At 36.9% G+C, this 14,573-nt stretch carries 15 protein-coding genes and 1 pseudogene; 3 read left to right on the plus strand and 13 right to left on the minus strand.

From position 1 onward, the window contains the following. Window positions 1-73: 73 nt before the first annotated feature. From CA2015_RS11670 to CA2015_RS11700, 7 genes are all read right to left on the minus strand, one after another. Window positions 74-997, minus strand: a complete 924-nt coding sequence (locus CA2015_RS11670; RefSeq protein WP_157470450.1) for a VOC family protein — start codon at window positions 995-997, stop codon at window positions 74-76. A gap of 101 nt (window positions 998-1,098) precedes the next feature. Beyond that, window positions 1,099-2,412 carry a DUF3570 domain-containing protein gene (locus CA2015_RS11675; RefSeq protein WP_048642078.1) on the minus strand — a complete coding sequence of 438 codons (1,314 nt, stop codon included), beginning with the start codon at window positions 2,410-2,412 and terminating at the stop codon, window positions 1,099-1,101. A gap of 13 nt (window positions 2,413-2,425) precedes the next feature. Then, the gene (locus CA2015_RS11680) at window positions 2,426-2,638 is read right to left on the minus strand and encodes a DUF4266 domain-containing protein (protein ID WP_048642079.1); all 213 of its coding nucleotides are present in this window, start codon (window positions 2,636-2,638) and stop codon (window positions 2,426-2,428) included. Next, the gene (locus CA2015_RS11685; protein WP_048642080.1) at window positions 2,635-3,615 is read right to left on the minus strand and encodes an FAD:protein FMN transferase; all 981 of its coding nucleotides are present in this window, start codon (window positions 3,613-3,615) and stop codon (window positions 2,635-2,637) included. The genes CA2015_RS11680 and CA2015_RS11685 overlap by 4 nt, the downstream gene beginning before the upstream one ends. A gap of 1 nt (window position 3,616) precedes the next feature. Then, entirely contained in the window at window positions 3,617-4,057 is a 441-nt protein-coding gene (locus CA2015_RS11690) for a thioredoxin family protein (protein ID WP_048642081.1), read from the minus strand. A gap of 437 nt (window positions 4,058-4,494) precedes the next feature. Further along, window positions 4,495-4,902, minus strand: coding sequence for a DoxX family protein (locus CA2015_RS11695; RefSeq protein WP_048642082.1), 408 nt, complete (start codon window positions 4,900-4,902; stop codon window positions 4,495-4,497). Window positions 4,903-4,985: 83 nt separating this feature from the next. After that, the gene (locus tag CA2015_RS11700; protein WP_048642083.1) at window positions 4,986-5,513 is read right to left on the minus strand and encodes a Crp/Fnr family transcriptional regulator; all 528 of its coding nucleotides are present in this window, start codon (window positions 5,511-5,513) and stop codon (window positions 4,986-4,988) included. 278 nt (window positions 5,514-5,791) lie between these two features. Here CA2015_RS11700 and CA2015_RS11705 point away from each other — a divergent pair, with 278 nt between their 5' ends. Next, a complete protein-coding gene (locus CA2015_RS11705) occupies window positions 5,792-7,117 on the plus strand; it encodes an exo-alpha-sialidase (protein ID WP_048642084.1) in 1,326 nt (441 codons plus the stop codon). A 300-nt stretch (window positions 7,118-7,417) separates the two neighbouring features. Here CA2015_RS11705 and CA2015_RS11710 read toward each other — a convergent pair whose 3' ends face one another. From CA2015_RS11710 to CA2015_RS11725, 5 genes and pseudogenes are all read right to left on the minus strand, one after another. After that, entirely contained in the window at window positions 7,418-7,807 is a 390-nt protein-coding gene (locus CA2015_RS11710) for a nuclear transport factor 2 family protein (RefSeq protein ID WP_048642085.1), read from the minus strand. Between the two features lie 68 nt (window positions 7,808-7,875). Next, complete coding sequence (locus CA2015_RS11715) at window positions 7,876-8,766, minus strand: MBL fold metallo-hydrolase (protein ID WP_048642086.1); 891 nt, start codon at window positions 8,764-8,766, stop codon at window positions 7,876-7,878. An 83-nt stretch (window positions 8,767-8,849) separates the two neighbouring features. Beyond that, complete coding sequence (locus tag CA2015_RS11720; protein ID WP_048642087.1) at window positions 8,850-9,431, minus strand: Crp/Fnr family transcriptional regulator; 582 nt, start codon at window positions 9,429-9,431, stop codon at window positions 8,850-8,852. Window positions 9,432-9,524: 93 nt separating this feature from the next. Further along, a pseudogene (locus CA2015_RS25420) lies at window positions 9,525-9,689 on the minus strand (hypothetical protein); the annotation flags it as partial. Window positions 9,690-10,260: 571 nt separating this feature from the next. Further along, window positions 10,261-10,926: a heme exporter protein CcmB gene (locus CA2015_RS11725; RefSeq protein ID WP_048642088.1), complete on the minus strand. Its 666-nt coding sequence runs from the start codon at window positions 10,924-10,926 to the stop codon at window positions 10,261-10,263. A gap of 180 nt (window positions 10,927-11,106) precedes the next feature. Here CA2015_RS11725 and CA2015_RS11730 point away from each other — a divergent pair, with 180 nt between their 5' ends. Next, window positions 11,107-12,132 carry a dihydrodipicolinate synthase family protein gene (locus CA2015_RS11730; protein ID WP_048642089.1) on the plus strand — a complete coding sequence of 342 codons (1,026 nt, stop codon included), beginning with the start codon at window positions 11,107-11,109 and terminating at the stop codon, window positions 12,130-12,132. An 87-nt stretch (window positions 12,133-12,219) separates the two neighbouring features. Here CA2015_RS11730 and serS read toward each other — a convergent pair whose 3' ends face one another. Further along, a complete protein-coding gene (gene serS, locus CA2015_RS11735; RefSeq protein WP_048642090.1) occupies window positions 12,220-13,497 on the minus strand; it encodes a serine--tRNA ligase in 1,278 nt (425 codons plus the stop codon). Window positions 13,498-13,663: 166 nt separating this feature from the next. Here serS and CA2015_RS11740 point away from each other — a divergent pair, with 166 nt between their 5' ends. Beyond that, window positions 13,664-14,539 carry a PIG-L deacetylase family protein gene (locus CA2015_RS11740; RefSeq protein ID WP_053086756.1) on the plus strand — a complete coding sequence of 292 codons (876 nt, stop codon included), beginning with the start codon at window positions 13,664-13,666 and terminating at the stop codon, window positions 14,537-14,539. The last annotated feature ends 34 nt before the right edge of the window (window positions 14,540-14,573 follow it).

A 14,573-nucleotide genomic window follows, 5' to 3' on the forward strand; every position in this document is an offset into this window, starting at 1 on the left:
AGGAGTTTTCAGAAGTGCTATTCACCATAGATCTTGTTCTTTAAATGTAAAGCAACGTTCTTTTTTACAGGTTTTACCCTTTTTCAATTGTTAAAAGCAGCTTGTTACCTGTAGGATCATAGACACAATAGTATCCATTTTTTTCTTCAAATACAGTCACGTTATTTAAGGCCTCGCTTAGTTTTTCTTTGGTGCTATAGTTAAGTTGAAAATGAGCCATTCCAGCATGATCAGCTGGGGCCAATGGTTTTTCCATTCCATGCCAGGAATTCATCGCCAAACGGTGTTGGTAAGGACCTCCTGCACCCAAATCGGCAAACATAAATTCTGGAAAGTTATTAAATTGAGTAAAACCTAATTTTTTATAAAAAGCATTGGCTTTTTGAACATTGTTGGCGTAAAGGTGTAAATGGCCAATATAGGTATGCTTTGAAAGCGGTTTATCTAGATCTTTGTTCTCCAAATTTTCCAGTATCTTGTCTACTTCGAGGTAGACCGAAGCACCTCGGATGTTACCGGTAGCATCTTCAATTTTGATTCCTCCGTCACTTATCACTCTTTTGAACCTTTCAGGAGTTTCTAGGGTGAATTCCACGTTGATTCCATCTGGATCGTCTAAATACAGTGACTTTGACATAGTGTGATCTACAGGGGAGTAGGGATAGTTGTTGTCATGTAAACGATGCAACATTCTGGCAAATTCACCCATGTTTGGCGCATGAATAGCAAAGTGGTAAATCCCGCTATAGCCTTTTTTAAAAGGAGTCTTGGCAGTTTGGTGTACGACTACCAACGTCTTGGTTTCAGTGCCAAATTCAGCACTATTTTCAGTACTTTTCCTTAGTTTCATACCTACTATTTTGGTCCAAAAATTAGTAGACTTTTCCAGACTAGTATTGTTCAGGTGTATTGCTCCAAAAGAAGCAAATTCTTCTGAGGTTTTATTTATTTGATTTTTTATCGGATTGGCTTTAGCCAAGGTTGAAAATGTGTCCATATTTTTTCTAAAATCAAAGTGCCATTTCTTTTTAATTGATTCTTTTTGCTGCACAGTTCTAAGTATTTTGTTGGATCAATTGGGTTTATATTTTATTCCACTTAATCCCTTACGAATTTAAATCCCACTGAAATCATATTGGAGCGAAATGAAGTATTCCGGTCGTACCGATAGAATTTAAGGTCAATACTTTTCAATCCCCATTTCGCAATATGGGCTTGGGTGAAAATATCAGTATAGGAGACCCCAAACCCGAACTGATTGGCAGAGAATTCAGACAAATCATAGTCAGAAGTGTAAAATTCATTTGTTGACATTGCTCCTTCATAGGGATTAAAATAATCAGCAGCAGTTTGGTTATAAAATCTGTAAGATGGATATAAAGTAAACTTACTACTAACTTTGATTGGGATCTCGATACTGGCTGTATAGGAAGTAATTCCCCAGTTATCGAAATAATACCTGTAAAATGTTCTGAGTGCAAGCCTCTCATTTAAGTACCAATTAAGTCGCCCACCAATCGCCACTTTAAACCTATTGTCAGGAAGCCGCTCATTGGCGTCTGCCAATTGAAAATCATCTATAAATGAGTCTGCTACATCACTGAAGTAGACCCTTTGAAATGGAGTAGAGAGTAAGCCTTGCTGTTGTACAAAATCCAAGGCCATTGATCCTTGAACATTCTTGTGAAGGATTTGAGAAATTCCTAATCCCATCGAATAAGAATTTCGTCCTTTGGTAGCATATTCATTAAAAATAGGACTGTAATTAGGGTTGCCTGTAAGGGTATTGTTAGTAAATAAGTTGTTTGTTAAACCATTTTCTCCGCCCGAAAAAGGTCTTAATTCTATTGGGTAAATTGTAGTCCAGGAATCAAAAAACACATTCCCTTTTACACTAAGTTCTGTATTTTGCTCATTGAAGAGTTTGGTATAAGCGCCTCCTGCACCTATTGAAAAATAGTCATATTCATTGGCGAAGGATATGCTTGTAGACCAAATGGAATTGCGGTCGTCAGAACTATGGCTATAGCTACCTGTGAAATTTGTCCAAACATCACTTTTGGAAGCGCCAGAGGAGGCCTGAAAAGCATCTGCATTTCCGCCATCAAATGGATCTATATTACTGGATGAAGCAGAGGTATATGCAGATATTCCTGCGTCAATGGTTAAAATGTCATCATCGTTTAAAGGGATAGAAATTATAAATGAGGTAGTGAAATCGGTTAAAGCTTCGGTTCCAATGCCACCACTTACAGCGGCATTATCACCGTCCTGACTATAATAACTCGATAGAATATCGACTTCCGCGCTTTCTAATACCCGTTTTTTATATACCTGAGTAGTATCTTGAGCAAAACCTGCAAATGATGTTGTAACCAAGCAAAGGAGTATGATGTATTTTAAGGTATGCATATTTCTTGTTTAATTAATTACAGCCACATCCACCACCAGTTTTTCCACCGTTAGCACCAACTGCAGCTTCTCTGTATGAATGCATAGTGGTTACATTTCGGTCAAACTTCTTTTCAGAAAGCCCCATGTCCGGATCATTGATGTTTATTTTCTCATATCCTTTTACAACCATACAGCTATTTGAAAGACATGTGATGATGGAGAATATTAAAATTATTTTTTTCATAATTTATCGATGGCTATGTTATTCGATTTTGAAATGTTTCCCTTGTCATCTATAATGATGCATTCTATGTTGGGAAGTTGATTGATGCGGTCCAATCCTGCTTCTTTGCCCATTACAAATACTGAAGTAGCAAGGGCATCTGCGAGTTCTGCCTTTGGCGCAAAAACAGTTACACTAATTATTCCAGTTGAAGGATATCCTGTTCTTGGGTCAATAATGTGTGAATACCTTTTGCCGTTAAATTCAACATATTTCTCGTAGTCTCCTGAGGTGACAACAGCACCATTGCTGATTGGTAACAAAGCAAAAACCTTGTTCTTATTGAGTGGGTTGGTAATGGCCACTTTCCATTCGTTGCCATCTACTTGCTTGCCCCAGGAATTCATATCGCCCGAAGCATTGATAATGCCAGAAGTAACTCCTTTAGCTAAAAGTAATTTCTTTGCCATATCTGCTGCATAACCCTTCCCAATGGCCCCAAAACCTATTTTCATTCCCTTAATTTTGAGAAACACAGTAAGCTTTTCTTTGTCTAGCAAAATATTATTATAACCAACTTTGGTTACTGAAGCACGTATGTCTTCCTCTGAAGGCATTTTTCTCATACTGCCATCAAACTTCCAGATTTTATCCATTGAGGCATAAGTTATATCAAACGCGCCATCCGTCAATTTCGAAATCATCATGGCCCGCTCAATAAGGTTGAATAGTTCAGCCTCAACTTTGACTGGTTTGATTCCAGCGTATTTATTTATTTCTGAAGTTTGAGAATTTTCATCCCAGGAAGAGATTAATTTTTCTATTCTGTCGATTTCTTCTATTCCGCTTTCTATATAATTTTTTGCTGTAATATAATCTTCGGCAACGACCGTGATATCAAATCTGCTCCCCATTAATTTCAGGGTGCGTTTGTGAGCTTGTTGTGCCTGAGATGTAAATGACAGTGAAATTACAATGAGCGTAATAATGAGTCTCATTTTACTTGATAAAACTGTCCAATTCCTGAATATAAGCTTTTGGTGTGGTTTTCTTATAGCCCGTTTCTCCCAATAAGTTTCCTCTATTGTCCAGTACAACTACCAATGGGAAAACGCCATTTTTATCATAAATCTCAGCCAACTTTGCGTTGGCAGCAGCTTGTTTTTCCGGAAGAGCATTTTTCTTTTTACGAGGGAAATCGGCCTGAAACATAATGTAGTTGTCTTTAGCGTAGTTTATAAATGTTTCGGTACTCCAAATTTCCCGACTTAATTTAATGCAAGGCGCACACCAGTCCGATCCTTGGAATACCAAAATAATGGGCTTTTTTTCTTTAGTGGCCAATTCTTTCGCTTTTGAGAAATCAGTCTGCCAATCCTGAGCGAAGCCTGAACTAATACCGATAAATGCAATGATTAAAATGATGATGCTTTTTTTCATGGTCGGGCGAATTTATTTTACTGTTCTCAGAAGTCTTTAATTCATAAACGGGTCTACTAATCAAGGAAAAAGTGTTTTATCTCCGATTCGAAGGCATGGAAGAATAACTAACTAATTTAAGTCCATATTTTTAACGTAATTTTGATTAAAAAGGCAACAATATGACCAAAGTCATGGAATCACTTTGGATTATGGACTGGGATTGCCTGATTTCAAGTGAAAGGTGATTCCATCAGGCTTTAACCGAAATTTGAAGGGGAAATGGGCGATTAAAAACCACATCTGGCTTCGACAAGCTCAACCACCGGAATTCAGCTCCTTTCAATTACCGATAGGGGGTTATCGCTTGGGCTAAAGTCCAAAATCAGATACTCCCACACCATCCCCCAGCTGAAGCTGGGGGCCATTGATGATTGAGGATCAATTCGCTGGGGAATTTATTTTGCGAGAATGGGGGCTTTTTTTGTTCTTCCCCAAGCTACAAATAAAGCAATTGCCATAAATACCATATTCGCTCCTATACCTGAGAATTCTCCTCTTGAAGCATGAAAAATCGCTGCCAATACCATAACTACTGCAAGTCCGATTGCTGCCCATACCGTTAAAAATGGTTTGATACGAAGCAAGGCAGGAAGGATTAGACCTATACCGCCTAATAATTCACTAACACCAATAAACCTAACCAATCCTAAGGAAGTTGATGAAACCCATGGGAGTGATTCTGCCAATGCTTCAATAGGCTGTGTAGCTTTCATTAAGCCTGCCATTATAAACATAACTGCCAATAGTACTTGTGCAATCCAAAGAGAGATATGTATTGCTTTGTTGTTTTTTTGATTTGCCATTTTTTTAAATGTTTTTAATTGATAATGGCACAAAGTTGCGGCAAAGTGAATCGGTAAAAAATAAGATACCTTAAGAAAGGTATTTAATTCTCACTTTTTTTAGCCATTTTTCTTCTAATACCGCTTAAGTATTCCGGTGTAACCCCAATATAGGCAGCTATTAGTTTTAAAGGAAGTCTTTGCACCAATGTGGGATATGTTTCTGTAAAATCGATGTAGCGCTGTTCAGATGTCGCACTTAGTAGTCCCAGAATTCTTTTGTTGGATGCAATAAGGTTGTTCCGGAACTTATTGGCGATGTCTACCACCACCTCTTTATCAAAGGTATCAATATCTATAAAGTCTGATTTGGAAATTAAAAATATCTCGCAATCCTCAATCGTCTCAATAGAAACTGAGGAAGGTACCTGATTGGTAAAGCTATCCAAATCTGAAATCATCCAATTTTCGGGTGCAAACTGCATAATATGCTCTTTGCCGACATTGTCTACTGTGTAACTTTTTAAGCAACCTTTTTTTACCAAGTACCCATATTTAGCAATTTCTCCCTGTTTTAAAAGGATTTCACCTTTCTTGTAAGTTTTTAAGGTGTTGATTTTTATGCTTTTCATCTTAAATTAGGTTGGTCAATTGTTAGGCTTAAATTAAGTCTTTTGGCTAAAGAAATGAAAATTTTCTTTTCTGTTTGTGTTAGCCTTCAGGACGAATTTATCAATTTGTTTTTTGATCTTTTTACAAATCGGATTTTTGTTTATTGGAGGTATGGACAAATTTATCTAATTTGACTGATTAGATATCCCTGATAATACGTTTCCTGTTTATGTCAATAGTCATTTACGTCCAACGCGGGTATATAGGGTGATTTTAATAGGTTATAGCTTTTGTAGTAATGAAAAATTTTATTACCAATCACATGAAAAAAGTATGGACTTTGGTTATAGTTGTCCTCATCCAGTGTTATGCATATTCTCAGGTAGGGCTGGGAATTGCTGCAATTGATGGATTAAACGATCTTCAGATGGTTTTTGAGCCTGGGCTGAAGGTGGGGGGCTTGACAGTAAGCAAAACATTCCAGCCTTCGTTTGTGGTTACGGAAAAAGGAACATTATTGGTGTTTTGTCAGGGTCGACTATTTGATGGTGAAGACAATGAACCCAAAGTGATTCTCATGAACAAAAGTTATGATTTTGGAAAGTCATGGGAAGGAGTGGAAGTGATTTCTTCACCAATGAACTTTTTTGCCATATCTCCCTATTCCGCAAGTATAGGAGGAGAAGAAAAAATTTCTTTCCTAACCTGTGTTGGATTAAAGGTAACAAAAGAGTTTTATAAGGATGATTTTTCCAAATTAAAGGAAGCTACTGGTATTGATATCGAGGACATAGGAAAGGATAAAGCTTCTGTATTGGTCAAGTATACCTCTTTGGATGATGGTAAATCTTGGACAATGGAGTATCTCAAAGGAGACAATACACCACTTTTTAAAGAATACAATGGGTACATTCCTATTTTTATGAATACAATTGGACAAGTTCATCAAATACCAAAGGGTCCAAACAAGGGGAGGATGATCATTGCTGCTCCAATTTACTCAGTACCTTCTGGGAAAGAAGTCACAAATAATTTTAGGGATTATAAATGTTCAGGTTCAGGAATTATTTATAGCGATGATTTTGGAGAAACATGGAAAATGGATGGGATGATCACTGATTATCTAGCGAATGAGGCTTCTGCAGTTTCTATAAAGGAAGGAAATGAAATCCTTATGGTTCGGAGAATAAATAATTTTGAAAATTACAAGGAATATAATTCTGTAGAAAAGATGAGTTTAGGGCGAAATCAGCGAATAGCCAATCTAAGTGGCGATGGTGGGAAATCCTGGTCGGATCCATTTTTAATTGACATTAGCGAAATAGCCTGTCATGGAACTTTGACAAGAAGGAATAATCGATTGTATTTTTCAATTCCGCTCGGACTTCAGGATAATAATCAACAGAAAATAGATTGGGATGATGACCGTATCAGAGGTGCGGTATTTTACAGTGATGATGAGGGGATTACTTGGAAATCAAAGGTTATTGAACCTTCCTATTTTTCTTACAGCACCTTAGGGAAATTAAACAATACATCAATGATTACTTTCTTCAGTCGTGGAGGTCATGGTAGATTAGGTATCGGATATAGGGTTTTCTCGGATGAATGGCTGGAAAATTAATGATGGATAAACCCATTAAATAAAAAGGTATCTCATATTACGTGTTGAAACCACTTTAAAATAACTAGAATTTCTTGCGAATACCCCTCTTCTTGATAAATCGGGAAAAGCTATACGAACCCTTTTACTTAATAGGGGTTATAAAGATTGAACCTATTATGAGGATAATTATTTTTTAGAAAGTGAATCTCTCTCTAGTGGGCTTCAGCCAAAATTCAAATAACAAAGGGGTTATTAGTAAGAATGCATTTACCTATGACATAGATAGGTTTGGTCACCGGGCTTATTGAGGGTATAGTTTTAACGTATTGCTTCGTCAACCGATTTACTGTCCACAAACTGCTCAAAACTGATAATTTTGCCATTGTTTAGTTTCCATATATGGGCAACCCGTGCTCCAAAATACTTGTTTGTTTTTTTATAAGTACCTGAATAGGTGCCATAAGCAACTACTTTGTCTTCATTTGCAATATAATCTTCGGGTGAAAATTTATAATCGATCCACTCGCTACCCAAGCGCTTAAAAACATTTTCAGTAACACGCTCTAAACCAATATAAGTTCCTGCATACGGAAAGCCTTTAGCTTCTGTCCAACTGATATTTTCGGCTACATATTTGGCTAAATTCTTACCGTTCTCTTCTGAAGTTTTGCCTTCATAGGTACTTTTTATTATTTCTAAATTTGTCATAACTTCTTGTTTAATACATCAACTTGACAATACTTTTAGTATTGTCAAGTTGATAATTATTGTGGATTTTACCATTTCATTTCTCCTGTGTTCACTTTTGCTCCTAGTATTAAAGCTGTTTCAAAAGTTAAATTTGGATATTTTGCTTTTATAGTTGCTATTAACGCTTCAGAAGTTTTATTGCTTTTCAAAGCCTCTTCATAAAATTGAATGTAATTTTTAGTGTGGTTTACAGCATCAATAATGAAATCTGAACTCGTATTTGCGTGTGCAGGGATTACTATTTCAGGTTTTAATTCGCTGATCGTATTTAAGATTGAGATCCAATTGTTACGTACCTCTGTAGTTTGTGCATCTGCCATCCACGCATTAAATGTTGTACCAAAAACATTAATACCTCCTAAAGCTGTTCTTATTGAAGGAATCCATACAAAAGTTCTTTTTGGGAAATTGTCTAGCCCAATGATTTCCAATTTTTCTCCTTCTAAATCAATAGAATTTCCTTTAAGAACCTGAGGTAAAACAACATTAGATGTAATTTTATCTCCTAATCTTTCGCCCCAAATTTCCAATTTTTTTTGAGCTGTTGCTTTTATATGCTCCACAGTTGAAGGTGAAGCATAAGCTGTAACTTCTGGGAAATATTTTTTGAATACTTCTAATCCGAAATAAAAATCAGGATCTCCATGGGAAACATATATTGTAGTCAATTTTTTTCCAGAGTTTATTATTTCTTGTGCAACTTTTTCGGCATCTGCCAATGTAAATTGAGTGTCAATTAATACTGCATCATGCATGCCCGAAATTATTACTGATGCAACACCAAAACTATTTTCTGAGGCGTTGTAAACTTGAAATTTAAATTTGCTTGTTTCTATTGTTTTGAAATTTTGAGCTTGTGCTTCCATTTTGAATAAAATTAAAATTGTTAATAATACTGTTGAAATAATCGATCTCATTTTTGCTTGTTTTAAATTATGTTACAAAGATGCGATACCACCTGTCTCAAAACATTGAACAAGTTCAATAAGTGAATTTTCAACTATTTTTTAATAGCAATTTTTCGTCTAATTTTACTCAAAAACTCATGACTTATGCCCAAGTAAGCTGCTATTTGAACATTGGTTAATCGTTGAAAGAGCTTAGGATATTTTTCTATAAAGTCAATGTACCTTTGGTTTGCTGTTTTACTCAAATTATCAATCATTCTTCTTTGCAACGCGATATGCGTTTTTTGAGTCATTATTCTGAATAATTTTTCAATCTTAGGAATGTTATTAAAAGCAAATTCTTTATCTTTTTTTGAAATTAATAATACTTCACTATCTTCTAAGGCTTGAATATAAAGTTGTGAAGGCTTTTCATTAGTGAAACTGTCAATATCTGCAATCCACCAATTTTCTTGAGCAAAATAGAGTACTTGTTCAAAACCATTATTGTCTATGTGATATACTCTGAAGAGTCCTTTGGTAACAAATCCTTCAAACTTGCAAACCTCTCCTTCTCGCAAAAGGAAATGTTTTTTTAGGACCTTTTTATTGTGAAATAAGTCGCAAAAATTTTCTATCTCTTTGTTTGAAAGAATAATATGGTTTAATATGTTTTGTTTTAGTATGGCTGTCATATTCGAGGAGCTTCTAAATTTTGCCCAATAGTTAGTGGAAAATCCTTTTTGTGCTTTTTTATATTTTTCTTAATTCGATTTTACCTACCATTGCTAATTCCCATAATTGAGATTTGAGTTTTGAAAAATTTTCATTGTCGAGAGTACTTTTGTTAAGTAAGTGTAATTGAATGAACCCATGCCACCATATGCCAAAAGAATCTTCGAAATCGATCTTTCTATGGCTTCGATTAATAAGGTTTTTGCTTTAAGAAACCCTTCTTTCCAGTTTTTCTAATTGCCTTCCATTAACAAGGTAATCAGTTTACCTAATATGCTTTCTGTCTCGTTTATTTTATATTAATGTTTTAGAATAAGAGTATAGTCCATCCAAGCTATTAGCCTCTCTACTTAGCTTACATTCTTTACTTAAATCAAGGGTTTTGGAGAAGGCAAAAATCCTTGATCAAATAAAATTTTTATTTATTTAATATATCTTCAGTTTTAATTCAAATTATAAGTATCCTTTTTTAACCTATACAGGTGAATATTTGGGCTAGAACATAATCGAGTTATTCTATTGCGATTCCCAGATGAGGTTAGGAGCAATTGAAATTGGTGAATTTACTCAATTGGATAATTTAGTCATTAACCCTTTCTTTTGAAATACCGTAATCATTTAATTAAAATACCACCTCAATAAGAACGAGTTTCAGCCTTTTTATAAAGGGGGTACCCCATATCACCCGGCTTTAGCCAAAATTTGGAGAGAAAATGGGTCATTAAATACCACTTCTGGAAACCTATGGCCCCGACAGACTCAACCACCGAATCTCGATAGGACTAGCTCCTAGCTCCTCCAAAGATAAGGGAAAAGCAGGTAGGAGGTGGCCAGAACAATTGCATTGATGGCCATTAAGGTGATGATCTTTTCTGCGCTTATGCCCCTGTCCAATCCATCGATTGCGCTTTTGGAAACCTGAATGGTCATCAGTAGAATTGGGATCATTACGGGGAAGCTTAAAATGGCCATCAAGGTGCCATTATTGCCTGCCTTGGAGGCAATGGCTGATACCATGGTCAGCGCTGCGGAAAAACCAATGGCTCCTAGCAAAAGGTTCAAAAGAAACAATGGATGGTCAGCTACGGGATTACCGAAAACAACGCTAAAAACCAAATAACCCAATAGGGCCAATACAAGAGTGAGTGCAGTATTGTAAATGGTTTTGGACAAAATGATTGCTTGAGGTGATGCAATCATAAAATAATAGAGTTGCCTTCCCTGGTGTTCTTGCACAAAACTTTTAGCTACAGCATTGACTGCCGAAAAAAGTATAATGATCCAATAAAGGGAGTTCCAAAAAGGGACTTGTAATTCACCTTGACCAGCCCCAATACTGAGGTAAGCAATAAATACTGCGCTGGTGACATATAGGAGTATACCATTGATGGCGTACTTTTGTCGCCACTCCAATAAGGCCTCTTTTTTTATCAACAAAGCTATTTCCTTCCACATATTATTCGCAAATATAGGCACCTAATCAGAATAACTTCCCCGTCTAGTTATAATTTTATTGATTGTTACTGGTCTGTTTGCTATTTTACAGGGTTATATAAAGTATATAAAAATATTAACTATTGAATTTACAACCCATTTGAAACCGAAAAAACGGAATCAATACAATTTTATTTTATCATGAGTTTTGAAAACGACAGGAGAAAATTTATAGGAAAAATGGCCTTAGGAACTTTGGCGGGACTTACCCCCTGGAATAGTCTATTGGCAAATACGCCAATAGAGGCAAAGGCTATGCAAAAGGCTTTTGTACCTGTAATGCTGACCCCTTATAAAGCAGATATGTCTGTAGATTATAAAGGGCTAAAAAAACTAACAGATTACTATCTTGAATCTGGAGCACGTGGATTATTTGCCAATTGCCTGAGTAGTGAGATGTATGACTTGAGTCCGGAGGAAAGGCTGAAAGTGACCAAGACTGTAGTAAAGAAAGTCAATGGGGAATTCCCTGTTGTAGCTACAGGATCTTTTGGGAATACTGCCCAAGAAAAAGCAGATTTCACCAAAAAGATAGCTGATACTGGCGTTGACGCAGTTATTATGATTACTTCTCACTTTGCAGAAAAAGGCGAATCTGATGCTGTTGTGATCAAAAATCTGGAAGAATACCTGTCTCTGACTGGAGATATTCCATTAGGAACTTACGAATGTCCTACCCCTTATAAAAGAATACTTTCTCAAAAGGTTCTTAAGTTTTTATTGGATTCTGACAGGTTGGTGTACCATAAGGATACCTCTGAAGATATAGACAATATTAAAGAAAAACTTAAAACGGCTAAAGGTACTAAAATGGGCTTTTACAATGCCCACATGGGTAGTGCTGTAGCCTCTCTTCGAAATGGAGGTGCTGGATTGTCTCCAATTGCAGGTAATTATTATCCAGAAGTAATCGCTTGGATTTGTGACAATGCAGGTGATTCTGGAAAGAAAGAACAGGTAGATTGGTTACAAGACAAGGTAAGAGACATGGAAAGAAGGATTACCGCCAATTATATGCTTTCCTCTAGGTATTACCTTAACAAAGAAGGCTTGGGTTTGGAAATTGTAAGCCGTAGGGCTAAAAATCCACTTACCGCAGATCAGCAAGCAGTTGTTGACAAATGTTATGCTGAAGTGCAAGGGTGGAAACAGAAATTATCCATATAATAATCTCTTTTAATAATAAAAAGGGGCTTCTTGTTTTAAAGAAGCCCCTTTTTATTTCCTTATGTTTTAGCTCAAAACTGATATTGATTAATCAATGGTATCAAACCCCAGATAAGGAACCAATACTTTTGGCATTTTAATGCCTTCTGCAGTTTGGTTGTTTTCCAAAATAGCAGCCATGATTCTTGGTAGGGCCAAGGCACTTCCATTCAAGGTGTGTGCTAAAACGGTTTTCTTGTCTTTGTTCTTAAAACGCAATTTCAATCGATTGGATTGGTAGGTTTCGAAGTTACTAACTGAACTTACTTCCAGCCATCTTTCTTGGGCAGCTGAATAAACTTCCATATCAAATGTAAGTGCAGAAGTGAAGCCCATGTCTCCTCCACAAAGCCTTAATACCCTGTAGGGCAATTCAAGCTTTTGTAACAAGCCCTGAACATGTAAGCTCATTTCATCTAAGGTTTTGTAGGAATTATCAGGATGCGTTACCTGTACAATTTCCACCTTGTCAAATTGATGTAATCGGTTCAATCCCCTTACATGAGCTCCCCAACTACCGGCTTCCCGTCTAAAACAAGGTGTGTAGCCTGTATTCTTTTTGGGTAATTCATCTTCTTGTAGGATGACATCTCGGTACATATTTGTGATAGGGACTTCAGCGGTAGGTATCAGGTAAAGTCCATCTTCTCCAGCGAAGTACATTTGTCCTTCCTTGTCAGGAAGTTGCCCTGTAGCGTAGCCGCTTTCTTCATTGATCAATATGGGTGGCTGTACTTCTGTATAACCCGCTTTGGCTGCCTCGTCCAGGAAAAAGTTGATCAAAGCCCTTTGCATTTTGGCTCCTTTGCCCTTATAAACAGGAAAACCTGCCCCGGCAATTTTCACTCCCAGTTCAAAATCAACGATATCGTATTTCTTAATCAATTCCCAATGAGGGCTTTTGTTCTCTGCTTCCAATTGAGGAATTTCTCCCTTTTCTAAAACAATCTCATTGTCTTCTGAAGACTTGCCAGCCGGGACAGAGGCATGCGGAATATTTGGTATTGTGTAGAGAATTTGGGTTAGCTCTGTTTCTGTCTGCGTATAGCTGTCTTCCAAAGATTTTACTTGCGTTTTTATCTCAGTAGTTCTCAGTTTCACCTTTTCTGCCTCTTCCTTATTGCCAGCCTTCATCAATTGGCCGATTTGCTTCGAAATTGTATTTGATTCAGCCTGAAGAGTATCTCTGTCTAGCTGAATTTGTTTTCTGAGGTCTTCTAGCCTTATTACATTTCCGAGCAATTCTTCAGGATTTTCAAAATTCCTGGCGCGAAGCCTTTCGCAGGCATGCGCAAAGTTTGCTCTTATTTCATTTACCTGAAGCATATTGTTGTTGTACTTTGATTCCCGTAATTAAATTTCAGGTTGCAAAGATAAGGAATAAGTTCTGAGTAAAGTGGGCAATTGACTGATAATTTGGATTAACGGATTGGCAAAACAGGCCTAAATGCCTATCTTCAACCTTGAATTTTCAACAACCGAAAAATTGACTATGAAATCAAGTTTTATTGCAATTTTGTTTTGTTTTTTCGCTGTTTCAATAGTTGAAGCCCAGGAAAGACCATTAAGAATCATTATGATAGGTGCCCATCCTGATGATTGCGATATAAAAAGTGGTGGTACAGCTTCACTTTTTGTGGAGATGGGTCACAAGGTGAAATTTGTCTCTGTTACCAATGGTGATGCTGGACATATGGAAGAAGGTGGAGGTATGCTTGCAAAAAGACGCATAGCTGAAACCCAGGAAGTAGCCAGAAGACTTGGGGTTGCTTATGATGTATTGGATAACCATGATGGAGAATTGTTGCCTACATTAGAGATAAGGCTTCAGATCATCAGGAAGATAAGGGAATGGGACGCGGATGTGGTCATTGCGCCAAGACCAAATGACTACCATCCTGATCATCGCTATACCGGGGTGCTGGTACAAGATGCTGCCTATATGGTAGGTGTTCCTAATGTGGCTCCAGATACACCGCCGCTTAGTAAAAACCCTGTATTTTTGTACTTTCAGGATCATTTTCAAAAACCAAACCCATTTGAACCTCATGTAGCGATCGATATTACCCCTGTAATCGACAAGAAAATTCATGGCTTGGATGCGCATGTTTCTCAGTTTTATGAGTGGTTGCCATGGATAGCAGGTTATGCTGACGAGGTGCCTGAAGGTAAAGAGGAAAGAATAGCTTGGTTAAAAGAAAAAAGAGGAGGAGGAATAAATGATGAAGTGCGGAAGAGCCTAGAGAAATGGTATGGACCTGCTAAGGCGGCAAAAGCCCAGTACGCAGAGGCCTTCGAAGTTTGTGAATATGGTTCTCAGCCATCAGACGAAGAGTTGAAGCGACTGTTTCCTATGTTGGGTAAATGATATTAAAATAAGGGTATTAACTAATTAGAAAATT

The sequence above is a fragment of the Cyclobacterium amurskyense genome, assembly GCF_001050135.1.
GTDB lineage: Bacteria > Bacteroidota > Bacteroidia > Cytophagales > Cyclobacteriaceae > Cyclobacterium > Cyclobacterium amurskyense.

Coding starts and splice junctions, on each gene's coding strand:
- CA2015_RS11685 (WP_048642080.1), bottom strand. CDS start 3,615: ATGAGACTCATTATTACGCTCATTGTAATTTCACTGTCATTTACATCT.
- CA2015_RS11715 (WP_048642086.1), bottom strand. CDS start 8,766: ATGAGATCGATTATTTCAACAGTATTATTAACAATTTTAATTTTATTC.
- CA2015_RS11740 (WP_053086756.1), top strand. CDS start 13,664: ATGAAATCAAGTTTTATTGCAATTTTGTTTTGTTTTTTCGCTGTTTCA.
- CA2015_RS11680 (WP_048642079.1), bottom strand. CDS start 2,638: ATGAAAAAAATAATTTTAATATTCTCCATCATCACATGTCTTTCAAAT.
- CA2015_RS11730 (WP_048642089.1), top strand. CDS start 11,107: ATGAGTTTTGAAAACGACAGGAGAAAATTTATAGGAAAAATGGCCTTA.
- CA2015_RS11695 (WP_048642082.1), bottom strand. CDS start 4,902: ATGGCAAATCAAAAAAACAACAAAGCAATACATATCTCTCTTTGGATT.
- CA2015_RS11720 (WP_048642087.1), bottom strand. CDS start 9,431: ATGACAGCCATACTAAAACAAAACATATTAAACCATATTATTCTTTCA.
- CA2015_RS11700 (WP_048642083.1), bottom strand. CDS start 5,513: ATGAAAAGCATAAAAATCAACACCTTAAAAACTTACAAGAAAGGTGAA.
- CA2015_RS11725 (WP_048642088.1), bottom strand. CDS start 10,926: ATGTGGAAGGAAATAGCTTTGTTGATAAAAAAAGAGGCCTTATTGGAG.
- serS (WP_048642090.1), bottom strand. CDS start 13,497: ATGCTTCAGGTAAATGAAATAAGAGCAAACTTTGCGCATGCCTGCGAA.
- CA2015_RS11670 (WP_157470450.1), bottom strand. CDS start 997: ATGGACACATTTTCAACCTTGGCTAAAGCCAATCCGATAAAAAATCAA.
- CA2015_RS11690 (WP_048642081.1), bottom strand. CDS start 4,057: ATGAAAAAAAGCATCATCATTTTAATCATTGCATTTATCGGTATTAGT.
- CA2015_RS11705 (WP_048642084.1), top strand. CDS start 5,792: ATGAAAAATTTTATTACCAATCACATGAAAAAAGTATGGACTTTGGTT.
- CA2015_RS11675 (WP_048642078.1), bottom strand. CDS start 2,412: ATGCATACCTTAAAATACATCATACTCCTTTGCTTGGTTACAACATCA.
- CA2015_RS11710 (WP_048642085.1), bottom strand. CDS start 7,807: ATGACAAATTTAGAAATAATAAAAAGTACCTATGAAGGCAAAACTTCA.